Consider the following 23,043-nt stretch of genomic DNA (forward strand, 5'->3'; position numbering starts at 1 on the left):
GCCATGGCTACACGACGCTCTGCTCCGAACATCGATGTTGCCGCATCGCTGCGCCGCTTCGGCAACCAGTTCCGCGGCCTGAATCCCAACGACCCTTCCGTCTGGCCGGCCGTGCCGCGCTACGCGCTGTGCGTGCTGGTGACGGTCGTGGTGCTGGTGGCACTCTGGTTCGTATGGCTCACCAATTCGAACGACACGCTCGAGGCCGAGCGCGCAAAGGAAGTGACGCTGCGTGCCGACTACCAGAAGAAGGTGGTGCTGGCGGCGAACCTGGACGCGCTCAAGAAGCAGCGCGAACAAGTCCAGCAGTATGTGACGCTGCTTGAGAAGCAACTGCCGAGCAAGGCCGAGATGGACGCATTGCTGTCGGACATCAACCAGGCCGGCCTGGGCCGAAGCCTGCAGTTCGAACTGTTCCGACCCGGCACCGTGGTGGTCAAGGACTACTACGCCGAGTTGCCCATCGCGGTCCGCGTGACCGGCCGCTATCACGACATGGGCGCGTTTGCGGCAGACATTGCCAACCTCTCGCGAATCGTGACCTTGAACAACATCGCGCTGGCGCCAGCGAAAGATGGTTCACTGACCATGGATGCCACGGCGCGCACCTTCCGCTACCTGGATGCGGAAGAGCAGAACATGCAGAAGAAGGCAGCCGCGGCGGCAGCGGGGGCGAAGAAATGAAGTTCCTGCACATATTGTTGATGACGGCGACGGTCGTCGGTCTCGCCGGCTGCGGCGACTCCGGCCGCGAGGAATTGCAACAATGGATGATCGAGCAGCGCGCCCAGGTGAAGCCCACGGTGACGCCCATCTCCGAGCCGAAGAGGTTCACGCCGCAAGGCTACACCGAGGTCGGCGCGACGGAGCCGTTCGACATCCAGAAGCTCACCCAGGCGCTCCGGCGCGACTCGGCCCAGCCCACCAATTCGGGACTGATCGGGCCTGAGCTGGCGCGGCGCAAGGAGGCACTCGAGGCTTTCCCGCTGGATTCGATGGCGATGGTTGGAAGCCTGAACCGAAACGGCAAGCCCGTTGCGCTGATCGCTGTCGACAAGTTGCTCTACCAGGTGCGCGTCGGCGAGCACCTGGGACTTAACTACGGGCTTATCACCCGCATCAGTGAAACCGAACTCGGCTTGCGTGAAATCGTGCAGGACGCCGCCGGTGAATGGATCGAACGCGTGGCGACGCTGCAACTGCAAGAGAGGCCGACCAAATGAAGCAAGTAAAAATCACCGCCGCCAAGTGGCTCCGTGCCGCCAGCGTGACGCTGCTGACGCTTGGCGTCGCCGCGGTCGTTCATGCGCAGAATGCCATCGAATCTGTGACCAGCTCGATGCAGTCCGGTGCGGAAGTGATCCGCGTTGACCTGACGCAGCCACTGACGGCACCGCCGACCGGCTTTGCGATCCAGACTCCCGCGCGTATCGCACTCGATTTCCCCGGCGTGACGAATGGCATCGGCCGCTCGGCCATCGACATCAACCAGGGCAACCTTCGCTCGGTCAACGTTGTGCAGGCCGGCGAGCGTACGCGGCTGGTTTTGAACCTCAAGCAGGCGACCGCGTACAAGACGGAAATCCAGGGCAAGTCGTTGCTCGTGCTGCTGGAGCCGGTCGCTGGTCCCGCGCTGGTTGCGTCGCAGCAAGGTGCGTTTGCGGAGAACCGCAATCGCGACATGCTGCCGATCAGGGATGTGGACTTCCGCCTGGGCCCTGACCGCACAGGTCGCGTGATCGTCGACCTGCCGAACAACCAGGTCGGCGTCGACATTCGCCAGCAAGGCAAGAACCTGGTGGTCGAATTCACCAAGTCCACGCTGCCTGAAGGCCTGCGCCGCCGCCTCGACGTGGCCGATTTCGGAACGCCGGTGCAATTGATCACCACGCAGCAGTCGGGCGACCGCGTGCGCATGGTCATCGAGCCCACCGGTGAATGGGAACACAGCGCCTATCAGAGCGAAAACCAGTTTGTGGTCGAAGTGCGCGCCCGCAAGATCGACCCGACCAAGCTCACACGCGGCCCGGGCTACAGCGGCGAGAAACTGTCGCTGAACTTCCAAAACATCGAGATCCGCTCGTTGCTGCAAGTCATCGCCGACTTCACGAACTTCAACATCGTGACCTCCGACTCCGTCACGGGTTCGCTGACGCTGCGCCTGAAGGATGTCCCCTGGGACCAGGCGCTCGACATCATCATGCAGGCCAAGAACCTCGGCATGCGCAAGAACGGCAGCGTGCTGTGGATCGCGCCGAAGGACGAAATCAACGCCAAGGAGAAGGTCGAGTTCGAAGCCGCGGCCGCGATCGAGACGCTGGAGCCGCTGCGCACGCAGTCCTACCAGCTCAACTACACCAAGGCTGCAATTGTCCAGCAGCAGCTGAGCGGTGGTGGCGTGTCGGGCGGAGGCGCAGGTACGACGACTCGTCTGCTGAGCGCACGCGGTTCGGTGATTGCCGAGACCCGAACCAACCAGCTCTTCGTCTCCGACATTCCTTCGCGGCTGGTGCAAGTGACGGAAATGATCCAGAAACTCGACGTGCCGGTTCGCCAGGTGCTGATCGAGGCCCGGATCGTCGAAGCATCGGACACCTTCGGCAAGTCGCTGGGTGTCAAGCTGGGCGGTGGCGTGCTGAATTCCACCAGCAGTTTCGGCACGCAGCCAGTGATCACGACCGGCGTGCGTACCGCGGGCATCAATACCTACGGCCCGGGCACTCTGACGCCGCCAACCTTGGCCAACAACATCATCAACAACGCGCTTCTCGGAGCCACGAGCACGACGTACACCAACTCGACGGCCAACTCGTCGACGGCCAGTTTTGCCAACAGCAACTTCATCAACTTGCCGGCGGCGCTGGCAAGCGGTGCGCAGCCAGGTGCGTTTGCACTGTCGTTGTTCAGTTCGAACCTGTCGCGAATCCTGAACCTCGAGATCTCCGCGCTGGAGGAAGACGGCAAGGGCAAGGTGGTGTCCAGCCCGCGTGTCGTGACGGCTGACCAGACCAAGGCACTGATCGAGCAAGGTACCGAACTGCCATACCAGGTTGCCACGTCGAGCGGCGCGACTTCCATCGCCTTCCGCAAGGCCAACCTGAAGCTCGAAGTGACGCCGCAGATCACGCCGGAAGGCAACATCATCCTGACGCTCGACGTCAACAAGGACACTGTCGGCCAGGCGACGACGGCCGGTTTTGCGATCAACACCAAGCACGTGCAGACCGAGGTGCTGGTGGAGAACGGCGGTACGGTGGTCATCGGTGGTATCTTCGAACTCACCGAAGCCACCGACGAGACGCGCGTTCCGGTGCTGGGCGAGGTGCCTTACCTTGGCGGCCTGTTCCGAACGCGCAATCGCACTGCCAACAAGACTGAAATGCTGATTTTCATCACCCCGAAAATGATCACTGACCGCAACGCCGCGCGCTGATATGCGCGGTCGTTGCTGAACCGCATGGCGGTCGCGCTCGTCGGGCTGCCCGGCGCCGGAAAATCTGCAGTGGGCAGGCGCTTGGGGCAGCGCCTGCAACTTCCCTTCATCGACAGTGACAACGTCATCGAGCAGCGAATCGGCTGCTCGATTCGCGACTACTTCGAACGTGAAGGTGAAGCCAGCTTTCGTGACATCGAACAGCAGGTCATTGCCGACCTCGCCGAGACCGCCACCGGCGTGGTGGCGACCGGCGGTGGCTCGGTGCTGCGCGAGGCGAACCGGAACAGGCTGCGCGCCAGTTTCCATGTGATCTACCTGCGTTCCTCGCCGGAAGATCTGTTTCGCCGACTTCGCCACGACGTCAAGCGACCGCTACTCCAGGTGGCCGATCCGCTCGGGCGTCTGCGTGAGCTGCACGCCGCGCGCGATCCGCTCTATCGGGAGACCGCGCATGACGTGGTCGAGACCGGACGTCCTTCCGTGGCCATGCTCGTCAATATCATCGTGATGCAGTTGGAGCTTGCGGGCATCGTCGTGCCTGCGGCGCAGCCCGATCTTCCGCCAGTTCAACCACACGACTGAGTGGCGGGCCGGCTGCCCCTAAACTCGCAGGATGCCTTTGACCGCGACCCTGGAACGTGTCGAGATAGAACTCGGCGACCGCAGCTACCCGATCCTGATTGGCGACGATTTGCTGGACGATGCGGCGCACTACGATGCCCTGCCGTCAGCCGCCGGTGCGCTGATCGTCAGCAACACGACGGTGGCGCCCCTGTACGCACAGCGCCTGCGCGCCGTCCTGCAGCAGCGTTATCGCACTGTCCATCTGCTGGAGCTGCCCGATGGGGAGGTCTACAAGGACTGGACTACCCTCAACTTGATCTTCGATGCACTGCTTGGGCATGGCTGCGATCGCAAGACCGTGTTGTTTGCGCTGGGCGGTGGCGTGGTGGGCGACATGACCGGATTCGCCGCGGCCAGCTACATGCGAGGCGTGCCATTTGTCCAGGTGCCCACGACGCTGCTGGCGCAGGTCGATTCCTCGGTCGGCGGCAAGACGGCCATCAACCATCCGCTTGGCAAGAACATGATCGGCGCGTTCTATCAGCCACAGTTGGTGCTGTGCGACCTTGGCACGCTGAAGACGCTGCCGCCGCGTGAGCTCAGCGCGGGCCTGTCCGAAGTAATCAAGTACGGGCCGATCTACGACATGGCGTTCTTCGACTGGATCGAGGCCCATATGGATGCGCTGGTGGCGCGCGACGGCGCCGCGCTCGCCCATGCGGTGAAGCGCAGTTGCGAAATCAAGGCCGAGGTGGTGGGTCAGGACGAGCGCGAAGCCGGGCTGCGCGCCATCCTCAACTTCGGCCACACCTTTGGCCATGCCATCGAATCGGGTCTCGGCTACGGAGAGTGGCTGCACGGCGAAGCGGTCGGTTGCGGCATGGTGATGGCGGCGCAGCTCTCGCAGCGCCTTGGAGGCGTGGATGCGGCTTTCGTAGCGCGGCTGACGCGGCTCATCGAACGCGCCGGCTTGCCCGTCGTCGGACCGGCACTGGGGACGGAGCGCTACCTTGAACTGATGCGCGTGGACAAGAAATCCGAGGGCGGGGAAATCCGCTTCGTGGTGCTGGACGGACCCGGATCGGCCGTGATGCGCGCCGCACCCGAGGCCTTGGTGCGAGAGGTGCTGTCGCGGTGCTGCCAAGCCTGATTCCGCAATTCACGCTCTCAACCTTGAATCGGAATGACGCCGTCGCTTGCCTGCTATGCCTGCGACCCCGCGCAGTCGCGCGGCCGGCGTTATCCGGAGCCGCCCGCGCCCACGCGCAACGCGTTCCAGCGTGACCGCGATCGCATCGTCCACTCCACGGCGTTTCGGCGACTGGTCTACAAGACGCAAGTCTTCCTGAATCACGAAGGCGACCTGTTCCGCACGCGGCTCACGCATTCGCTGGAGGTCGCGCAACTCGGGCGCTCAATTGCCCGTGCGCTGGCGCTCAATGAGGATCTGGTCGAGGCCATTGCGCTGGCCCATGACCTCGGCCACACGCCGTTCGGCCACGCGGGGCAGGATGCGCTCGATGCCTGCATGGCGGACCACGGAGGGTTCGAGCACAACCTGCAAAGCCTGCGCGTCGTCGACGAACTCGAGCACCGATATCCACAATATGACGGAATCAACCTGAGCTTCGAAACGCGGGAGGGCATCCTCAAGCACTGTTCGCGTGCCAACGCGGAGCGACTCGAAAAGCTGGAGCCCGACGGCGTTGCGCGCCGTTTCCTGGACCGCGTGCAACCCTCGCTGGAAGCGCAGCTCTGCAACCTGGCCGACGAGATCGCCTACAACGCACACGACATCGATGATGGCGTGCGCTCGGGTCTGATTTGCATCGAGGATCTTGCGGAGGTCGACCTGTTCGAGCGCCATCGGGCCCAGGCGCTCGCCGAGTACCCCGGCCTGCAGGGGCGCAGGGTGCTCTACGAGGCAATTCGGCGCATGCTGAGCGCGCAGGTCTACGACGTGATCGACACCACCCGCGCGGCCCTGGCGGTCGCCGCGCCTGGGGATGTGGACGCTGCGCGGCAAGGCGGGCCACTGGTGTTGTTCGGCGAGGCGATGCGCATCGAATCGGCCGCGCTGAAACGTTTTCTTTTGCGCAACCTGTACCGCCACCCGCAGGTCATGCAGACGACCGAGCAGGCCAGGGAGGCCGTTGCCGGCCTCTTCGCAGCCTACCTCGACAAGCCTACGGAGATGCCCGACTCCTTTGCTGGCCGACCCGACAGAGAGCGCGCCGTGGCCGACTACATTGCCGGCATGACCGATCGTTTCGCGATGCGCGAGCACGAACGGCTGACCGGCCGACGGTGGATTGCATGAGCGCCGCCCGGCCGCCCGAAGGCGCTCGCACCGCAGTGCGAAGCACGGAGGTTATCCAATGCGCCGCCCGGCCGCCCGAAGGCGCTCGCACCGCAGTGCGAAGCACGGAGGTTGCCAATTGACCGCAGCGCCGGGCCGCCCCAAGCAAGCACGCGCTCCCTTTTGGGGCGGCGAGGACACGATTTGCCGGGCGCGGGGGCTGCAATGACCGCGCGCGTACCGCTCGCCGCGCTGGCCGTGGTCGCGGCCGGCGTGAGCGTGGCATTGCACTTGGGCAAGCTCTCGCCGGCCATCCCTGCGCTGCAATCCACGCTTGGACTTTCATTGGTCGAGGCCGGCTTCATGCTGTCGCTGGTCCAACTGGCGAGCATGACGCTCGGCCTTGCGATCGGATTGGCAGCCGACGCGATCGGTTTGCGGCGCAGCATGATGATCGGACTGACGATTGCGACGGTGGCAAGCCTCCTGGGCGGTGCGGTCGGGCTGCTTGCACCGCCCCGCATCGTGGTCTGGCTACTCTTGTTGCGCGCATTCGAGGGCGTGGGATTCCTGCTGGTGGTGATGCCGGCGCCAGGACTCATCCGCGTGATGACGCCGCCCGGCGCAGAGAAGGCCGCCCTCGGCATCTGGGGTGCCTACATGCCGTTCGGTGTGGCGCTGGCGTTGCTGTGCGGCCCGGGCCTGATCGCGTGGGCGGGTTGGCCTGGATGGTGGTGGGTGCTGGCGCTGCTGTCGGCCGGCGCTGCCGTGTGGGTCGCTCGCGTGGTTCCCTCGGATGTCCGGCGCGGCACGGGCTCCCTTGCGACGGACTGGCGCAGTCGCCTGAAGATCACGCTGTGTTCCTCCGGGCCATGGTTCGTGTCGCTGGCCTTTGCCGTCTATTCGTCGCAGTGGATGGCGGTGATCGGGTTCCTTCCCGCGATCTATGCGGAGGCCGGAGTGCCCTCGGGTTGGAGCGCCGTGCTCACCGCGACGGCGGCGGCCATGAACATTGTCGGCAACGTCGTCGGCGGGCGATGGTTGCAGCGAGGCATGGCGCCGGCTCGCCTGCTGCGCATCGGCTACGGTGTCATGGCGCTCGGCAGCATTGCTGCGTTCGGGCAATGGGGGCAGGGGGTCGATGCCGTGGCCTTGCCGCCTGCCTTGCGGTATCTGGCGGCGTGTGTCTTCTCACTGCTTGGCGGCACGGTGCCTGCAACGCTGTTCATGCTCGCGGTGCGGCTGGCTCCGGGGCCTGCGACCGTCTCGACGACCGTGGGCATGATGCAGCAGGCCTCGGCACTCGGCCAATTCATCGCCCCGCCGCTCGTCGCATGGATCGCGCATCGCGTGGGTGGCTGGCAGTGGACTTGGACGGTGACATTGATGTGTTCGTTGGCTGGCATCATCCTGGCTTCGCGCCTGCCTGCCGCCTCACGGGGCGGGACGGCGTGAGCGTGCGCTGGCCTCCCGACGGCGCCTGCGCCGCAGCGCAAGGCGCGGAGCGTGTCTTATGAGCGCATCGGAGGAATGATCTCGATGACCAATGAGGCGCAAGCCATTGCCGATACCCGCCGCTGGCTCGAGCGTGCCGTGATCGGACTCAACCTCTGCCCGTTCGCCAAGGCGGTGCACGTCAAGGCGCAAATTCATTGGGCGGCCTACCTGCCCGCCGGTGAGGACGGGTTGGTCGACACGCTGCTGGCCGAGGCGGCGGCGCTCGTCGCATGCGAGGCTGCAGTGCGCGACACTACGCTTTTGATCGCGCCGAACACCTTGCCTGATTTTCTGGACTTCAACGATTTCGCCGTGCGTGCCGAGCGGCTGCTCGCGCGCGCCGGCTATGACGGCGTGCTGCAACTCGCTACCTTCCATCCGCAATTCCAGTTCGGAGGCACGGAGGTCGACGACATCGGAAACGCCACCAATCGCGCCCCATATCCCACATTGCATCTGTTGCGCGAGGAAAGCGTGAGCCGCGCGGTAGAGGCGTTCCCTGAAGCGGAAGAGATTTTCGAGCGCAACATCGAGACCCTGGAAAAGCTGGGCGCGAAAGGCTGGGCTGCGCTCGACACCGGCCCCGGGGCGGCGACGCCATGAAGACGACCGCGAAGGCCCTCAAGGCCGAGGCCGAACTGGCCGATGCCGTGCGGCCGGGCCAGTCGATCGAGTTGCTCAAGGAACTGCATATCCTCACGCGCGAGGGCCGGCTCAACCAGGACTCGCGTCGCAAGCTGAAGCAGGTCTATCACCTGTTCCAGTTCATCGAAAAACTGCTGCGCGAATTGCCCGGCGAAGGCGCGACCGCGACGCTGGCCGACCACGGCGCGGGCAAGTCGTACCTCGGGTTCATCATCTACGACCTGTTCTTCAAGGCGCTGGGTGGCGGGCATGTCTACGGCATCGAGACGCGCGGCGAACTGGTGGCGAAGTCGACGGCGCTGGCAAGGCAACTCGGCTTCGACCGGATGTCGTTTCTCAACCTGACCGTGGCCGAGTCCGCGCGTTCTGACGAACTGCCGGCGCAGATCGATGTGGTCACCGCGCTCCACGCTTGCGATACCGCCACCGACGACGCGATCGCGTTCGGACTCGCGAAGAATGCACGCTTCATGGTGCTCGTACCTTGCTGCCAGGCGGAACTCGCGGCGTGCCTGCGCGAGACCAAGGCGTTGGCGCTCTCGCGCACCCCGTTGGCCGAACTGTGGCGGCATCCGCTGCATACACGCGAAATCGGTAGCCAACTCACCAACGTGCTGCGCTGCCTGCTGCTCGAGGCGCACGGCTACCAGGTCACGGTGACCGAACTGGTCGGCTGGGAGCACAGCATGAAGAACGAGTTGATCATCGCGCGCCGGACCGGCCATCGCAAAGCCAGCGCCGCGCAGCGCTTGCGCGAATTGCTGGCGGAATTCGGGCTCGACGCACTGCAGCAGACGCGTTTCCCGTTGCCCGAAGCGCCGCGTTCGCCAGATCTCGCCGAATTGGCAACCTGAGTCCGGTCCTCATGGCCCGCCTGCCCCGCCTGACGCTCGCGGATCAGCCGCATCACGTGATCCAGCGTGGCAACAACCGGCAACCGATCTTCATCGACTCGCAAGACCATGAACGCATGCTCTCGCTACTCGGCGAGCATGCGCCGCGCTTTGCCGTCGCGCTGCATGCGTATGTCCTGATGGGCAATCACTTTCATCTGCTCGCCACGCCCGCTACAGTCGACGGATTGCCCAAGCTCATGCAGGCAGTCGGGCGAAGCTACGTGCGCTGGTTCAATGACCGGCACGACCGCAGCGGAACCCTGTGGGAAGGGCGCTATCGCTCCACGCTGATCCAGGCAGACAAGTACCTTCTCGCCTGCATGGCCTACATCGACCTCAATCCGGTTCGCGCAGGCATCGTTCGCGAGGCGCGCGACTATCCGTGGTCGAGCCACAACCACTATGCGGGCCTGCGCACCGATCGGCTGGTGACACCCCATCCGCTGTACTGGGCGCTCGGAAACACCCCGTTTGCGCGCGAAGCGGCCTATGCTGATTTGGTGCGCGCCGGCATTTCACCGCGAGACCAGATCTTGCTTACGGAATCGACGCTGCAGGGCTGGGCCGCGGGGGACGCGCGTTTCGTCGAAAAATTGCAAGCGGCCACGCCACGCCGGGTGGCGAAGGCTCAGGCGGGGCGCCGGCCGAAGACACGAGAAAAAGAAGGGTAAAAATTGCCTCCGGTGCATATTTCACCTCACACCAGTGCTATCAAATTTGATGTGTCCCCAAATAATGGATAAGCGACAGAATCGACAGATAATTGGAATCTGACCCCAATTAAAGTTCTTGGCACTATTTGTGCAATGCAATATTCTCCGTTTCCCCGCGAAAGAATTGAAGAAGGAGTACGCCCATGACCACGGACGCAGAGATCCAACACCTCGAAAAACACGGGCTGTATTCGTCCGCCAACGAACATGATGCCTGCGGCCTCGGTTTCGTAGCCCATATCAAAGGCGAGAAGCGCCACGACATCGTCACCCAGGCTCTCAAGATCCTCGAGAACATCGACCATCGGGGCGCAGTGGGCGCCGACAAGCTGATGGGCGATGGCGCCGGCATCCTGATCCAGATCCCCGATGCGCTCTATCGCGAGGAGATGAGCAAGCAGGGCGTGACGCTGCCGCCCTACGGCGAATACGGCGTCGGCATGATCTTCCTGCCCAAGGAACATGCCTCGCGCATGGCATGCGAGCAGGAGATGGAGCGCGCAATCAAGGCCGAGGGCCAGGTCCTGCTGGGCTGGCGCGACGTGCCGGTCAACCGTGAAATGCCCATGTCGCCGGCAGTCAAGAAGACCGAGCCGATCCTGCGCCAGGTCTTCATCGGCCGCGGCAACGACGTGATCGTGCAGGACGCGCTCGAACGCAAGCTCTACGTGATCCGCAAGACCGCCAGCGCCAACATCCAGAACCTCGAGCTCAAGCACAGCAAGGAATACTACGTTCCGAGCATGTCGAGCCGCACGGTGGTCTACAAGGGCCTGCTGCTGGCCGACCAGGTCGGCGTGTACTACAAGGATCTCGCCGACGAGCGCTGCGTCTCGGCCCTGGGCCTGGTGCACCAGCGCTTCTCGACCAACACCTTCCCCAAGTGGCCGCTGGCCCACCCGTACCGCTACGTTGCCCACAACGGCGAAATCAACACGGTGCGCGGCAACTACAACTGGATGCTGGCGCGTGAAGGCGTGATGTCCTCGCCCGTGCTCGCGGCCGACCTCAAGAAGCTCTACCCGATCAGCTTTGCCGGCCAGTCCGACACGGCCACTTTCGACAATTGCCTCGAACTCATGAGCATGGCCGGCTACCCGATCAGCCAGGCCGTGATGATGATGATTCCCGAGCCGTGGGAGCAGCACGGCAACATGGACGAGCGCCGCCGCGCCTTCTACGAATACCACGCCGCGATGATGGAACCGTGGGATGGCCCGGCTTCCATCGTGTTCACCGACGGCCGCCAGATCGGCGCCACGCTGGACCGTAATGGCCTGCGCCCCTCGCGCTACTGCGTGACCGACGACGACCTGGTCATCATGGCCTCGGAATCCGGCGTGCTGCCGGTGCCCGAGCACAAGATCGTGCGCAAGTGGCGCCTGCAGCCCGGCAAGATGTTCCTGATCGACCTGGAGCAGGGCCGCATGATCGACGACGACGAGCTCAAGGCCAACGTCGTCAACACCAAGCCCTACAAGCAGTGGATCGAGAACCTGCGTATCAAGCTCGACAGCGTGGAAGCGCCGCCGGCCAAGGTGCCTGCCAGCGACGTGTCGCTGCTCGACCGCCAGCAGGCCTTCGGCTACACGCAGGAGGACATCAAGTTCCTCATGAGCCCGATGGCGCAAGCCGGCGAAGAGGGCATCGGCTCGATGGGCAACGACAGCCCGCTGGCCGTGCTGTCGAGCAAGAACAAGCCGCTCTACAACTACTTCCGCCAGATGTTCGCGCAGGTGACGAACCCGCCGATCGACCCGATCCGCGAGGCGATCGTGATGTCGCTCAACAGCTTCATCGGCCCCAAGCCGAACCTGCTGGACATCAACCAGGTCAACCCGCCGATGCGGCTCGAAGTGACGCAGCCGATCCTCGACTTCACCGACATGGCGAAGCTGCGCGACATCGCGAAGTACACGCAGGGCAAATTCCGCAGCAGCACGCTCGACATCACCTATCCGGCCGACTGGGGGCGTGAAGGCATCGAGGCCAAGCTGGCCTCGCTGTGCGCCGAAGCGGTCGATGCGATCAAGGGCGGCAGCAACATCCTGATCGTGAGTGACCGTGCGCTGAGCGCGACGAAGGTGGCGATCCCGGCACTGCTCGCATCGAGCGCAATCCACCAGCACCTGGTGCGCGAAGGCCTGCGTACGACCGCCGGCCTCGTGGTCGAAACCGGCAGCGCGCGTGAAGTGCATCACTTCGGCGTGCTCGCCGGCTACGGCGCGGAGGCCGTGCACCCGTACCTGGCGATGGAAACGCTGGCATCCATGCACGCCGACCTGCCCGGCGACCTGTCGGCCGAGAAGGCGATCTACAACTACGTGAAGGCGATCGGCAAGGGCCTGTCGAAGATCATGTCCAAGATGGGCGTGAGCACCTACATGAGCTACTGCGGCGCCCAGTTGTTCGAAGCCATCGGCCTGAACAGCGACACCGTCGCCAAGTACTTCACCGGCACCGCGAGCCGCGTCGAGGGCATCGGCGTGTTCGAGATTGCCGAGGAAACCCTGCGCACGCACGCCGCCGCCTTCAGTGACGACCCGGTGCTGGCCAACATGCTCGACGCCGGCGGCGAGTACGCCTGGCGCGCGCGCGGCGAAGACCACATGTGGACGCCCGACGCGATCGCCAAGCTGCAGCACAGCACGCGCGCCAACAACTGGAGCACTTACAAGGAATACGCCCAGATCGTCAACGACCAGAGCCGCCGCCACATGACGCTGCGCGGCCTGTTCGAGTTCAAGATCGATCCGGCGAAGGCGATTCCCGTGGAAGAGGTCGAGACCGCTGTCGAGATCGTCAAGCGCTTTGCCACCGGCGCGATGTCGCTCGGCTCGATCAGCACCGAAGCGCACACCACGCTGGCCGTCGCAATGAACCGCATCGGCGGCAAGAGCAACACCGGCGAAGGCGGCGAAGACCCCTTGCGCTATCGCAACGAGCTCAAGGGCATCCCGATCAAGCTCGGCGATTCGCTCAAGAGCGTCGTCGGCGAAGCCAACGTCGAAGTCGACCTGCCGCTGAAGGCCGGCGACTCGCTGCGTTCGAAGATCAAGCAGGTGGCCTCGGGTCGCTTCGGCGTCACGGCCGAATACCTGACCTCCGCCGACCAGATCCAGATCAAGATGGCGCAGGGCGCCAAGCCCGGCGAGGGCGGCCAACTGCCCGGCGGCAAGGTGTCGAACTACATCGGCGCGCTGCGCTACTCGGTGCCGGGCGTGGGCCTGATCTCACCGCCACCGCACCACGACATCTACTCGATCGAAGACCTGGCGCAGCTCATCCACGACCTGAAGAACGTCGCGCCGCACGCCAGCATCAGCACCAAGCTGGTCAGCGAAGTGGGCGTGGGCACCGTGGCCGCAGGCGTGACCAAGTGCAAGAGCGACCACATCGTCATCGCGGGCCATGACGGCGGGACGGGCGCCTCGCCCTGGTCGTCGATCAAGCACGCGGGCGGTCCGTGGGAAATCGGCCTGGCCGAGACGCAGCAGACGCTGGTGCTGAACCGCCTGCGCGGCCGCGTCCGCGTGCAGGCCGACGGCCAGATGAAGACCGGCCGCGACGTCGCCATCGGCGCACTGCTGGGTGCCGACGAATTCGGCTTCGCCACCGCGCCGCTGATCGTCGAAGGCTGCATCATGATGCGCAAGTGCCACCTGAACACCTGCCCGGTGGGCGTGGCCACGCAGGACCCGGTGCTGCGCAAGAAGTTCTCGGGCAAGCCGGAGCACGTCGTCAACTACTTCTTCTTCATCGCGGAAGAAGTGCGCCAGATCATGGCGCAGCTGGGCATCCGCAAGTTCGACGACATGATCGGCCGCGCCGACCTGCTCGACATGAAGAAGGGCATCGCCCACTGGAAGGCCAGCGGCCTCGACTTCAGCCGCCTGTTCGCGCTGCCCGAGGTGCCGGCCGACGTGCCGCGCTACCACGTCGAGAACCAGGACCACGGCCTCGAGCACAACCTCGACACCAAGCTCATCGAGAAGTCGCGTGCGGCCATCGACAAGGGCGAGAAGGTGCAGTTCATCGAGGTGGCCCGCAACGTCAACCGCACGGTCGGCGCCAAGCTGTCGGGCGCGCTGACCCGCGTGCATCCCGAGGGCCTGCCGGACGATTCGATCCGCATCCAGCTCGAAGGGACGGGCGGCCAGTCGTTCGGCGCCTTCCTGGCGCGCGGCATCACGCTGTACCTGATCGGCGACGCGAACGACTACACCGGCAAGGGCCTGTCGGGCGGGCGCATCGTCGTGCGGCCGAGCCTGGACTTCCGCGGCGAGGCGGTGCGCAACACCATCGTGGGCAACACCGTCATGTACGGCGCGACCACGGGCGAGGCCTACTTCTGCGGCGTGGCCGGCGAACGCTTTGCCGTGCGACTGTCGGGCGCGACGGCCGTCGTCGAAGGCACCGGCGACCACGGTTGCGAATACATGACCGGCGGCACGGTCGCGGTGCTGGGCAAGACCGGCCGCAACTTCGCGGCCGGCATGAGCGGCGGCGTGGCCTTCGTCTACGACGAGGACGGTCAGTTCGCATCGCGCTGCAACCTCTCGATGGTCTCGCTCGACAAGGTGCTGACCAGCGCCGAGCAGACCGCGAGCATGCACCGCAAGATCTGGCACACCGGCCAGACCGACGAGGCGCAACTCAAGAAGCTGCTGGAGGACCACCACCGCTGGACCGGCAGCAAGCGCGCACGCGAGTTGCTCGACGACTGGCCGACCGCCCGCACGAAGTTCGTGAAGGTGTTCCCGAACGAATACAAGCGCGCGCTCGCCGAGATCCACGACCGCCAGGTTGAGCTCGCCAGCAGCGGCAACGATGCGCATGCCGGCCTGGAGCCACACGCGACGCGCAAGCCTGCGAAGGTTTGAGCCGGCGCACACAAGAACGAACAGAGGATTTCACGATGGGAAAAATCACCGGTTTCATGGAGCATGAGCGCATCGAAGAGGGCTACAAGCCCGTCGGGGAACGCGTCAAGCACTACAAGGAATTCGTCGTCGGCCTGACGCCTGCGCAAGCCAAGGTGCAGGGCGCGCGCTGCATGGACTGCGGCACGCCGTTCTGCAACAGCGGCTGCCCGGTCAACAACATCATTCCGGACTTCAACGACCTGGTGTACCGCGACGACTGGCAAAGCGCCTTCGCGGTGCTCGACTCGACCAACAACTTCCCCGAGTTCACCGGCCGCATCTGCCCCGCGCCCTGCGAGGCAGCCTGCGTGCTGAACGTGAATGACGACCCGATCGGCATCAAGTCGATCGAGCACGCGATCATCGACCGCGCCTGGGACGAAGGCTGGGTCGAGCCGCGCCCGGCACGGCACAAGACCGGCAAGAAGGTCGCGGTCGTCGGCTCTGGCCCAGCCGGCATGGCGGCGGCCCAGCAGCTGGCGCGTGTCGGCCACGACGTCACGCTGTTCGAGAAGAACGACCGTGTCGGCGGCCTGCTGCGCTACGGCATTCCTGACTTCAAGATGGAGAAGTCGCACATCGACCGCCGCGTCGAGCAGATGAAGGCCGAAGGCGTCACCTTCCGCCTGGGCGTGATGGTCGGTGCCGCGAAGGACCCGCTCGGCAAGGGCTCCAAGGTCATCAACTGGGCCAAGGAAATCGTCACGCCCGAAGAACTCGACAAGGAGTTCGATGCGGTGGTGCTGACCGGCGGCGCGGAGCAATCGCGCGACTTGCCGGTGCCGGGCCGCGACCTCGACGGCATCCATTTCGCGATGGAGTTCCTGCCGCTGCAGAACAAGGTCAATGCCGGCGACAAGGTCAAGGGCCAGATCCGCGCCGACGGCAAGCACGTCATCGTGATCGGCGGTGGCGACACCGGCTCCGACTGCGTGGGCACGAGCAATCGCCATGGCGCCGTCAGCGTGACCCAGTTCGAGGTGATGCCGCAGCCGCCCGAGGAAGAGAACCGACCGCTGACCTGGCCCTACTGGCCGATCAAGCTGCGCACCAGCTCGAGCCACGAGGAAGGCTGCGAGCGCGAGTTCGCCATCTCCACGAAGGAATTCATCGGCGAGAAGGGCAAGGTCACGGGCCTGAAGACCGTTCGCGTCGAGTGGAAGGACGGCAAGATGGTCGAGGTCGCCGGCAGCGAGAAGACGCTGAAGGCCGACCTGGTGCTGTTGGCGATGGGTTTCGTGAGCCCGGTCGCGGGCGTGCTCGATGCCTTCGGAGTCGAGAAGGACGCGCGCGGCAATGCCAAGGCCACGGTGGAATTCATCGGCGGCTACGCGACCAGCGTGCCGAAGGTGTTCGCGGCCGGTGACATCCGCCGCGGGCAATCGCTCGTGGTCTGGGCCATCCGCGAAGGCCGCCAGGCTGCGCGCGCGGTGGACGAGTTCCTCATGGGCTATAGCGACCTTCCGCGTTGACTGCTGCCGAAGGGAGGCCCCTCGGTTCATTTATCATGGGGGCTCCGCTGAGCCGGGATGCCTGAAGAGGGTCCCGGCTTTTCCATTTGATGAGTACTGCTTCCCCACCATTGGTTGAATTCAAGGACGTCAGGTTCGGCTATGGCGTGCGCGCCATCCTCGACGGCGTGTCCTTCAGCGTGCCTCGCGGCAAGGTCACGGCGCTCATGGGCGCCTCCGGCGGTGGCAAGACCACCGTGTTGCGCCTCATCGGCGGGCAGCAGCGCGCCCAGCGGGGCCAGGTGCTGTTCGACGGCCAGGACATCGGCAAGATAGCGCCGGCAGAGCTCTACAGGGCCCGGCGCCGCATGGGCATGCTGTTCCAGTTCGGTGCGCTGTTCACCGACATGAGCGTGCTCGACAACGTGGCGTTTCCATTGCGCGAGCACACCGATTTGCCCGAGGCGCTGGTGCGCGACATCGTCTTGATGAAGCTCGATGCGGTGGGACTGCGCGGCGCGCGCGACCTGATGCCCAGCGAGGTGTCGGGGGGCATGGCGCGGCGCGTCGCGTTGGCGCGTGCGATCGCGCTCGATCCCGACCTCGTGATGTACGACGAGCCCTTCGCCGGCCTCGACCCGATCTCCCTCGGCACCGCGGCGCGGCTCATCCGCCAACTGAACGACACGCTTGGCCTCACCAGCATCGTGGTGTCGCACGACCTCGAGGAAACCTTCCGAATTGCTGACCACGTGATCATCCTGGCCAACGGCGGCATCGCCGCGCAGGGCCGACCGGACGACGTGCGCAAGAGCGCCGACCCGCTGGTGCATCAGTTCGTGAATGCACTGCCGGATGGGCCCGTGCATTTTCACTATCCGGCCGTGAGCGTGGCGGACGACTTCGGAAACTCGGAAGGGGGGCGGGCATGAGCGCCGCCCGGCCGCCCGAAGGCGCTCGAACCGCAGTGCGCAGCACGGAGGTTTTCAAGATGAGCGCCGCCCGGCCGCCCGAAGGCGCTCGCACCGCAGTGCGCAGCACGGAGGTTTTCAAGATGAGCGCCGCCCGGCCGCCCGAAGGCGCTCGCACCGCAGTGCGCGGCACGGAGGTTTTCAAGATGAGCGCCGCCCGGCCGCCCGAAGGCGCTCGCACCGCAGTGCGCAGCACGGAGGTTTTCAAGATGAGCGCCGCCCGGCCGCCCGAAGGCACTCGCACCGCAGTGCGCAGCACGGAGGATTCGCAATGAGTTGGTGGAGGCCCTCCGACATCGGCTTCGCCGTGCGAAGCAAGCTCGCGAACATCGGCCATGCGGCCGGGTTGTTCGTGCGGCTCCTGGGTCCGGGTGCCAAGGCGCTGCGCCGCTTCGGCCTGGTGCGCGACCAGATTCACTTCCTCGGCAACTATTCGCTCGCGATCATTGCCGTGTCCGGCCTGTTCGTGGGTTTCGTGCTGGGCCTGCAGGGCTACTACACATTGCAGCGCTACGGTTCGGCCGAGGCCCTGGGCCTGCTGGTGGCGCTGGGCCTCGTCCGGGAACTCGGCCCGGTCGTTGCCGCGTTGCTTTTCGCCGGGCGTGCCGGTACGTCGCTCACGGCGGAGATCGGTCTCATGAAGGCGGGCGAACAACTCAGCGCCATGGAGATGATGGCGGTCGATCCGGTGCTGCGCATCCTTGCGCCGCGCTTCTGGGCGGGCGTCATCACCATGCCATTGCTTGCGGCGGTATTCAGCGCGGTTGGCGTGATCGGCGGCTATGTCGTCGGCGTGCTCATGCTCGGCGTCGATCCGGGCTCGTTCTGGGGCCAGATGCAGGGCGGCGTGGATGTGTGGCGCGATGTGGGCAATGGCGTAGTGAAGAGTGTCGTGTTCGGGTTCGCCGTCACATTCATCGCGCTGCTGCAGGGCTATGAAGCGCAAGCGACGCCCGAAGGCGTCTCGCGCGCCACCACGCGCACGGTGGTGATGGCTTCGCTTACCGTGCTCGGATTCGATTTCCTGCTGACCGCCATGATGTTCAGCATATGAACAGGTACACCCCAGGCTTGCCCACTTCGTGTGGCCTCCAACCCCCTTGTCGGGGGCAACACCAGCGGCCCGGCGAAGCCGGTTCCGCGGTGTCTCCCGAATGCAGTCACCAGGACATCAGGTAGAAATGTGGAAAGATTGAAATGCAACGCTCCAACAAAGACATCTGGGTCGGCCTGTTCGTACTGATCGGCGCGGCAGCATTGCTGTTTCTCGCATTGCAATCGGCTAACCTGCTGAGTCTGAATTTCCAGAAAACGTATTCCGTCACGGCGCGATTCGACAACATCGGCGGCCTCAAACCCCAGACTGCCATCAAGAGCGCGGGAGTGGTCGTGGGGCGTGTCGAATCCATCATGTTCGACGACAAGAATTACCAGGCCAGCGTCACGTTGGCATTGCAGAGTCGCTACAGTTTCCCCAAGGACAGTTCGCTCAAGATCCTGACCAGTGGCTTGCTCGGCGAGCAATACATCGGAATCGAAGCGGGCGCCGAAGAGAAAACACTGCAGGCTGGTGACACGATCACCGCCACGCAGTCCGCCGTCGTGCTGGAAAACCTGATCAGTCAGTTCCTCTACAGCAAGGCAGCCGAAGGCGGCAGCTCGCAGAACAACAACTCCAAGAAATGAAACGCAGTCCTGTACCACGCAGTGCCATCCGGAAGATGGCCAAGAGCGCACGATTGGCCGGTGCCGCAGCCGGCCTCGCCTTGATCGCTGGCCATGCCGGCGCTCAAACCACCAATCCCGCCGACCCGTTCGAGCCGTTCAACCGCGGCGTCTTTCGCCTCAACGAGGCGGTCGACGAAGCCGTGCTCGTGCCCGCGGCGAGGGCCTACCGCGCAGTGCTGCCTCAGCCCGTGCGCACCGGTGTGACCAATTTCTTCAATAACATCGGGGACGTCTGGAGCTTTGCCAACAGCGTGATGCAGTTGCGGGCGCAGAACAGCGCCCAGACCTTCATGCGCCTGAACGTCAATACGGTGTTCGGGCTTGGCGGGATTCTCGATGTGGCCACCGAACTCGGAATCGAGCGGCATCGCGAAGACTTCGGCCAGACGCTGGGTCGCTGGGGCGTTCCGTCGGGACCGTATATCCTGTTGCCGGTGCTGGGGCCGTCGACGGTGCGCGACACCGCGGCGCTTCTGGTTGACCTCAATGCAGACGGAGTGGCCGCCATCAAGCCGGTTGCGGCACGCGACGTGAGCTACGTCCTGCGCGTCGTGGATGCGCGCGCGCAGTTCCTGAGGGCCGGCCAAATCCTGGGGGATGCTGCTCTCGACAAGTACTCGTTCACGCGTGATATCTACCTGCAGCGCCGCCAGGCCGAAGTGGACGACGGCAAGCCGCGTGACGATGACGACAGCGGACGCGGTCGTTGATCACACTTTGCTTGCATTTGGTTGCGGGGGCGCCCTCGCCCTGCGGGAACCGTGTCCCTCGCGCGCCGCTCTGAAGCGTTGAGGGCCCTTGAGGCCCATTTTTGACAAAAAGGACTTTTCTGATGAACCAGATTCTGAAACGCCGCGCATTTGGTCGTTTTGCCCTGGCGAGTGCGCTGCTATTCAGTGCTGCTGCCGTTTACGTGAGCCCGGCTCGCGCCGCCGACGAGGCGCCAGACGCCCTGGTCAAGCGACTGACAACGGAGGTGCTCGACACGCTGCGCAATGACAAGTCGATCAAGGCGGGCGACATCAACAAGATCATGGCGCTGGTCGACGCCAAGGTCATGCCGAACCTGAATTTCCAGCGCATGACTGCGTCGGCTGTCGGCCAGGCATGGCGCACGGCGACGCCCGAGCAACAAAAACGCCTGCAGGAAGAATTCAAGATCCTGCTCGTGCGCACCTACTCCGGCGCGCTCGACCAGGTGACAGACCAGACCGTTACCGTGCGGCCGTTGCGCGGCTCGCCCGACGACAAGGACGTGCTGGTGCGCACCGAAGTCAGGGGCGCCAACGGCGGAGAGCCGATTCAACTCGACTACCGGCTCGAAAAGACGCCGGGCGAAGGCAGCGGTTGGAAGATCTACAACCTGAACGTGCTTGGCATCTGGCTCGTGGATACCTACCGCACACAGTTTGCGCAAGAAATCAACAGCAAGGGAATTGACGGCCTGATTGCCACGCTGGCCGCGCGCAACAAGGGCAGCGTCAAGAGCTGACCAACATGCTGGTGTTGCCCAACCGCCTGCTGCATGACGACGCCCCAGCCTGCCTGCGCATGCTGCAGCAAGGGCAGTCGGCCACCCATGACTCGGTGACGGTCGTGGACGCCAGCGCGTTGACGCATTTCGACTCGTCGGCCATTGCGGTGCTGCTCGAGTGCCGCCGCGAGGCCAGCGCGGCGGGTCGCGGGTTCGCGGTCAAGGGCTTGCCGCCAAGGCTGCGCGAGCTTGCCGCGTTGTACGGCGTGGCAGGGCTTTTGCCCGCCGCACCCTGATCAAACTGCACGCAGCATAAAATCGCCGGCTCCCATGCCCGCGATCTCGTTCCAGTCGGTCTCCAAGACCTATTCCCCCTCACGTCAGCAACGGGCCCAAGGTAAATCGGGCCTGCGTGCGGTCGACGAGGTCTCATTCCAGATCGAAGAGGGCGAATTCTTCGGCCTTCTCGGCCCCAATGGCGCCGGCAAGACCACACTCATCAGCATGCTCGCCGGCCTTTCGCGGCCCACCGCTGGCGCCATCAGCGTGCGCGGATTCGACGTCCAGCGCGACTACGGCGAAGCGCGCCGCCAGCTCGGCATCGTTCCGCAGGAACTGGTGTTCGACCCGTTCTTCAATGTGCGCGAGTCGCTGCGCATCCAGTCGGGCTATTTCGGCATCCGGAACAACGAGGCCTGGATTGACGAACTGCTGCACAGCCTCGGCCTGACCGACAAGGCCTCGGCCAACATGCGCCAGCTTTCAGGCGGCATGAAGCGGCGCGTGCTGGTGGCGCAGGCGCTGGTGCACAAGCCCCCGGTGATCGTGCTGGACGAGCCCACCGCCGGGGTCGACGTCGAGCTGCGGCAGACGCTGTGGCAGTTCGTTGCCAAACTCAACAAGCAGGGCAGCACAGTGCTGTTGACCACGCACTATCTCGAAGAAGCCGAGGCGCTCTGCAATCGCATTGCCATGTTGAAGCTGGGGCGCGTGATCGCACTCGACAGCACCAGCGCCTTGTTGAGTTCGGCCCATAGCAATGTGCTGCGATTCAAGACCGATGCCGATCTGCCGTGGGCCATCGCACAGCATGCCCGCATCACCGGCCGCATCGTGCAACTGCCCGCGCGCAATGCGCTCGAGGTGGAGCAATTGCTGGCCTCGATCCGCGAAGCCGGCGTTGCCGTGGAAGACGTCGAGATGCGCAAGGCGGATCTTGAAGACGTGTTCATCGATCTGATGGCGGGTGAGCAGACGCCGCTGGAGGTTTCGAGATGAGCGGCGCCGCGAAGGGGACCCTATGATCGCCGTCACCGGTTGGCGTGCGCTGCTCTACAAGGAGACGCTGCGCTTCTGGAAGGTCGGCTTCCAGACCGTCGGGGCCCCGGTGCTCACGGCGTTGCTGTACCTCATGGTGTTCGGCCATGTGCTCGAAGGCCGCGTGACGGTCTACGGCACCGTCGGCTACACCGCGTTCCTGGTGCCCGGCCTGGTAATGATGAGCGTGCTGCAGAACGCCTTTGCCAACAGTTCGTCCTCGATCATCCAGAGCAAGATCATGGGCAACCTCGTGTTCGTATTGCTCACGCCGCTGTCGCACTGGGGCTGGTTCATGGCCTATGTCGGGTCGTCGATCATCCGCGGGCTGGTCGTGGGCGCCGGCGTATTCGCCGTGACAATGTTCTTCGCACTGCCGGATTTCGTCGCACCGCTGTGGATCTTCATCTTCGCGTTCCTGGGCGCCGCGATACTCGGGACGTTGGGGCTCATCGCCGGTCTCTGGGCCGAGAAGTTCGATCAGATGGCGGTGTTCCAGAACTTCCTGATCATGCCGATGACCTTCCTGTCGGGCGTGTTCTATTCGATCGGCTCGCTGCCCCCGTTCTGGCAAAAGGTCAGCCACCTGAATCCGTTCTTCTACATGATCGACGGTTTCCGCTACGGTTTCTTCGGCGTGAGCGATGCGTCGCCCTGGTTGAGCTTTGGCATCGTGGGCACGGCCTGGCTCTTCGTCAGCGCCGTGGCAGTTCACCTGCTTCGCATCGGCTACAAGATTCGGGGGTGATGTTGCTCGCCCCAAGGCTCCGCACACTTCGTGCACTCCTCCCACCTACCGGGGGCAACACCAGCGGCCCGGCAATGCCGGTTCCACAGTGTTTCCCGAATGAATACGCATTCACGCCATGACCGCCGAAGAACTCAAATCCATCATCGCTGCCGGGCTACCGTGCGAACACCTCTCGCTCGAGGGTGATGGCCGGCATTGGTTCGCGACCATCGTGTCGGCCGAGTTCGAGGGGCAGCGCGCGATCAAGCGTCACCAGAAGGTCTACGCAACCCTCGGTGCGAAAATGCATACCGACGAGGTGCATGCACTCTCGATGAAGACCTACACGCCGGCCGAATGGGCGGCGCAGAAGTAGAAAAAAATACGGCCTCGCAGG

At 64.5% G+C, this 23,043-nt stretch carries 22 protein-coding genes; all 22 read left to right on the forward strand.

Features of this window, described 5'->3' with window-relative positions; all coding sequences use genetic code 11:
* Window positions 1-3 precede the first annotated feature (3 nt).
* The 22 genes from WKW80_RS01365 to WKW80_RS01470 all read left to right on the forward strand — a co-directional run bounded on the left by WKW80_RS01365 (window position 4) and on the right by WKW80_RS01470 (window position 23,022).
* Window positions 4-684 carry a type IV pilus inner membrane component PilO gene (locus WKW80_RS01365; protein WP_340361728.1) on the forward strand — a complete coding sequence of 227 codons (681 nt, stop codon included), beginning with the start codon at window positions 4-6 and terminating at the stop codon, window positions 682-684.
* Window positions 681-1,223: a pilus assembly protein PilP gene (locus WKW80_RS01370; RefSeq protein ID WP_340361729.1), complete on the forward strand. Its 543-nt coding sequence runs from the start codon at window positions 681-683 to the stop codon at window positions 1,221-1,223. Before WKW80_RS01365 ends, WKW80_RS01370 begins: the two co-directional genes overlap by 4 nt.
* Window positions 1,220-3,433 carry a type IV pilus secretin PilQ gene (locus WKW80_RS01375; RefSeq protein WP_340361730.1) on the forward strand — a complete coding sequence of 738 codons (2,214 nt, stop codon included), beginning with the start codon at window positions 1,220-1,222 and terminating at the stop codon, window positions 3,431-3,433. Before WKW80_RS01370 ends, WKW80_RS01375 begins: the two co-directional genes overlap by 4 nt.
* Before the next feature lie 24 nt (window positions 3,434-3,457).
* Window positions 3,458-4,018, forward strand: a complete 561-nt coding sequence (locus tag WKW80_RS01380; RefSeq protein ID WP_340362185.1) for a shikimate kinase — start codon at window positions 3,458-3,460, stop codon at window positions 4,016-4,018.
* 31 nt (window positions 4,019-4,049) lie between these two features.
* Window positions 4,050-5,150 (forward strand): 3-dehydroquinate synthase, encoded by a 1,101-nt coding sequence (gene aroB, locus WKW80_RS01385; protein ID WP_340361731.1) that lies wholly within the window; start codon window positions 4,050-4,052, stop codon window positions 5,148-5,150.
* A gap of 33 nt (window positions 5,151-5,183) precedes the next feature.
* Entirely contained in the window at window positions 5,184-6,320 is a 1,137-nt protein-coding gene (locus tag WKW80_RS01390) for a deoxyguanosinetriphosphate triphosphohydrolase (protein WP_340361732.1), read from the forward strand.
* Between the two features lie 204 nt (window positions 6,321-6,524).
* Entirely contained in the window at window positions 6,525-7,754 is a 1,230-nt protein-coding gene (locus WKW80_RS01395; RefSeq protein WP_340361733.1) for an MFS transporter, read from the forward strand.
* 84 nt (window positions 7,755-7,838) lie between these two features.
* Window positions 7,839-8,399 (forward strand): DUF1415 domain-containing protein, encoded by a 561-nt coding sequence (locus WKW80_RS01400; protein ID WP_340361734.1) that lies wholly within the window; start codon window positions 7,839-7,841, stop codon window positions 8,397-8,399.
* Entirely contained in the window at window positions 8,396-9,295 is a 900-nt protein-coding gene (locus tag WKW80_RS01405) for a class I SAM-dependent methyltransferase (protein ID WP_340361735.1), read from the forward strand. Before WKW80_RS01400 ends, WKW80_RS01405 begins: the two co-directional genes overlap by 4 nt.
* Before the next feature lie 11 nt (window positions 9,296-9,306).
* On the forward strand, window positions 9,307-10,008 hold the full coding sequence (locus WKW80_RS01410) for a transposase (protein ID WP_340361736.1): 702 nt from the start codon (window positions 9,307-9,309) through the stop codon (window positions 10,006-10,008).
* Window positions 10,009-10,193: 185 nt separating this feature from the next.
* Window positions 10,194-14,933, forward strand: coding sequence for a glutamate synthase-related protein (locus tag WKW80_RS01415; RefSeq protein WP_340361737.1), 4,740 nt, complete (start codon window positions 10,194-10,196; stop codon window positions 14,931-14,933).
* 35 nt (window positions 14,934-14,968) lie between these two features.
* The gene (locus WKW80_RS01420) at window positions 14,969-16,447 is read left to right on the forward strand and encodes a glutamate synthase subunit beta (protein WP_340361738.1); all 1,479 of its coding nucleotides are present in this window, start codon (window positions 14,969-14,971) and stop codon (window positions 16,445-16,447) included.
* A gap of 89 nt (window positions 16,448-16,536) precedes the next feature.
* Complete coding sequence (locus tag WKW80_RS01425) at window positions 16,537-17,358, forward strand: ABC transporter ATP-binding protein (protein WP_340361739.1); 822 nt, start codon at window positions 16,537-16,539, stop codon at window positions 17,356-17,358.
* On the forward strand, window positions 17,355-17,672 hold the full coding sequence (locus WKW80_RS01430) for a hypothetical protein (RefSeq protein WP_340361740.1): 318 nt from the start codon (window positions 17,355-17,357) through the stop codon (window positions 17,670-17,672). The genes WKW80_RS01425 and WKW80_RS01430 overlap by 4 nt, the downstream gene beginning before the upstream one ends.
* Window positions 17,669-18,451, forward strand: a complete 783-nt coding sequence (mlaE, locus tag WKW80_RS01435; RefSeq protein ID WP_340361741.1) for a lipid asymmetry maintenance ABC transporter permease subunit MlaE — start codon at window positions 17,669-17,671, stop codon at window positions 18,449-18,451. The genes WKW80_RS01430 and mlaE overlap by 4 nt, the downstream gene beginning before the upstream one ends.
* 143 nt (window positions 18,452-18,594) lie before the next feature.
* Window positions 18,595-19,083 (forward strand): outer membrane lipid asymmetry maintenance protein MlaD, encoded by a 489-nt coding sequence (gene mlaD, locus WKW80_RS01440; protein ID WP_340361742.1) that lies wholly within the window; start codon window positions 18,595-18,597, stop codon window positions 19,081-19,083.
* Window positions 19,080-19,835 carry an MlaA family lipoprotein gene (locus WKW80_RS01445; protein WP_340361743.1) on the forward strand — a complete coding sequence of 252 codons (756 nt, stop codon included), beginning with the start codon at window positions 19,080-19,082 and terminating at the stop codon, window positions 19,833-19,835. Before mlaD ends, WKW80_RS01445 begins: the two co-directional genes overlap by 4 nt.
* A 122-nt stretch (window positions 19,836-19,957) precedes the next feature.
* A complete protein-coding gene (locus tag WKW80_RS01450) occupies window positions 19,958-20,617 on the forward strand; it encodes an MlaC/ttg2D family ABC transporter substrate-binding protein (RefSeq protein WP_340361744.1) in 660 nt (219 codons plus the stop codon).
* Window positions 20,618-20,622: 5 nt separating this feature from the next.
* Window positions 20,623-20,895 carry an STAS domain-containing protein gene (locus WKW80_RS01455; protein ID WP_340361745.1) on the forward strand — a complete coding sequence of 91 codons (273 nt, stop codon included), beginning with the start codon at window positions 20,623-20,625 and terminating at the stop codon, window positions 20,893-20,895.
* Between the two features lie 34 nt (window positions 20,896-20,929).
* A complete protein-coding gene (locus tag WKW80_RS01460) occupies window positions 20,930-21,877 on the forward strand; it encodes an ABC transporter ATP-binding protein (protein ID WP_340361746.1) in 948 nt (315 codons plus the stop codon).
* 22 nt (window positions 21,878-21,899) lie between these two features.
* On the forward strand, window positions 21,900-22,664 hold the full coding sequence (locus tag WKW80_RS01465) for an ABC transporter permease (RefSeq protein WP_340361747.1): 765 nt from the start codon (window positions 21,900-21,902) through the stop codon (window positions 22,662-22,664).
* Between the two features lie 118 nt (window positions 22,665-22,782).
* A complete protein-coding gene (locus tag WKW80_RS01470; protein WP_340361748.1) occupies window positions 22,783-23,022 on the forward strand; it encodes a BolA family protein in 240 nt (79 codons plus the stop codon).
* Window positions 23,023-23,043: the final 21 nt, after the last annotated feature.

This window comes from Variovorax humicola (assembly GCF_037889915.1).
GTDB classification, from domain to species: Bacteria; Pseudomonadota; Gammaproteobacteria; order Burkholderiales; family Burkholderiaceae_C; genus Variovorax; species Variovorax humicola.

What these genes read in the sequence shown, in the direction of transcription:
- WKW80_RS01425 (WP_340361739.1), top strand. Translation starts at nt 16,537, where the DNA reads ATGAGTACTGCTTCCCCACCATTGGTTGAATTCAAGGACGTCAGGTTC.
- WKW80_RS01370 (WP_340361729.1), top strand. Translation starts at nt 681, where the DNA reads ATGAAGTTCCTGCACATATTGTTGATGACGGCGACGGTCGTCGGTCTC.
- aroB (WP_340361731.1), top strand. Translation starts at nt 4,050, where the DNA reads ATGCCTTTGACCGCGACCCTGGAACGTGTCGAGATAGAACTCGGCGAC.
- mlaD (WP_340361742.1), top strand. Translation starts at nt 18,595, where the DNA reads ATGCAACGCTCCAACAAAGACATCTGGGTCGGCCTGTTCGTACTGATC.
- WKW80_RS01395 (WP_340361733.1), top strand. Translation starts at nt 6,525, where the DNA reads ATGACCGCGCGCGTACCGCTCGCCGCGCTGGCCGTGGTCGCGGCCGGC.
- WKW80_RS01420 (WP_340361738.1), top strand. Translation starts at nt 14,969, where the DNA reads ATGGGAAAAATCACCGGTTTCATGGAGCATGAGCGCATCGAAGAGGGC.
- WKW80_RS01415 (WP_340361737.1), top strand. Translation starts at nt 10,194, where the DNA reads ATGACCACGGACGCAGAGATCCAACACCTCGAAAAACACGGGCTGTAT.
- WKW80_RS01410 (WP_340361736.1), top strand. Translation starts at nt 9,307, where the DNA reads ATGGCCCGCCTGCCCCGCCTGACGCTCGCGGATCAGCCGCATCACGTG.
- WKW80_RS01465 (WP_340361747.1), top strand. Translation starts at nt 21,900, where the DNA reads ATGATCGCCGTCACCGGTTGGCGTGCGCTGCTCTACAAGGAGACGCTG.
- WKW80_RS01460 (WP_340361746.1), top strand. Translation starts at nt 20,930, where the DNA reads ATGCCCGCGATCTCGTTCCAGTCGGTCTCCAAGACCTATTCCCCCTCA.
- WKW80_RS01445 (WP_340361743.1), top strand. Translation starts at nt 19,080, where the DNA reads ATGAAACGCAGTCCTGTACCACGCAGTGCCATCCGGAAGATGGCCAAG.
- WKW80_RS01405 (WP_340361735.1), top strand. Translation starts at nt 8,396, where the DNA reads ATGAAGACGACCGCGAAGGCCCTCAAGGCCGAGGCCGAACTGGCCGAT.
- WKW80_RS01380 (WP_340362185.1), top strand. Translation starts at nt 3,458, where the DNA reads ATGGCGGTCGCGCTCGTCGGGCTGCCCGGCGCCGGAAAATCTGCAGTG.
- WKW80_RS01375 (WP_340361730.1), top strand. Translation starts at nt 1,220, where the DNA reads ATGAAGCAAGTAAAAATCACCGCCGCCAAGTGGCTCCGTGCCGCCAGC.
- WKW80_RS01390 (WP_340361732.1), top strand. Translation starts at nt 5,184, where the DNA reads ATGACGCCGTCGCTTGCCTGCTATGCCTGCGACCCCGCGCAGTCGCGC.
- WKW80_RS01450 (WP_340361744.1), top strand. Translation starts at nt 19,958, where the DNA reads ATGAACCAGATTCTGAAACGCCGCGCATTTGGTCGTTTTGCCCTGGCG.
- WKW80_RS01470 (WP_340361748.1), top strand. Translation starts at nt 22,783, where the DNA reads ATGACCGCCGAAGAACTCAAATCCATCATCGCTGCCGGGCTACCGTGC.
- WKW80_RS01455 (WP_340361745.1), top strand. Translation starts at nt 20,623, where the DNA reads ATGCTGGTGTTGCCCAACCGCCTGCTGCATGACGACGCCCCAGCCTGC.
- WKW80_RS01430 (WP_340361740.1), top strand. Translation starts at nt 17,355, where the DNA reads ATGAGCGCCGCCCGGCCGCCCGAAGGCGCTCGAACCGCAGTGCGCAGC.
- WKW80_RS01365 (WP_340361728.1), top strand. Translation starts at nt 4, where the DNA reads ATGGCTACACGACGCTCTGCTCCGAACATCGATGTTGCCGCATCGCTG.
- mlaE (WP_340361741.1), top strand. Translation starts at nt 17,669, where the DNA reads ATGAGTTGGTGGAGGCCCTCCGACATCGGCTTCGCCGTGCGAAGCAAG.
- WKW80_RS01400 (WP_340361734.1), top strand. Translation starts at nt 7,839, where the DNA reads ATGACCAATGAGGCGCAAGCCATTGCCGATACCCGCCGCTGGCTCGAG.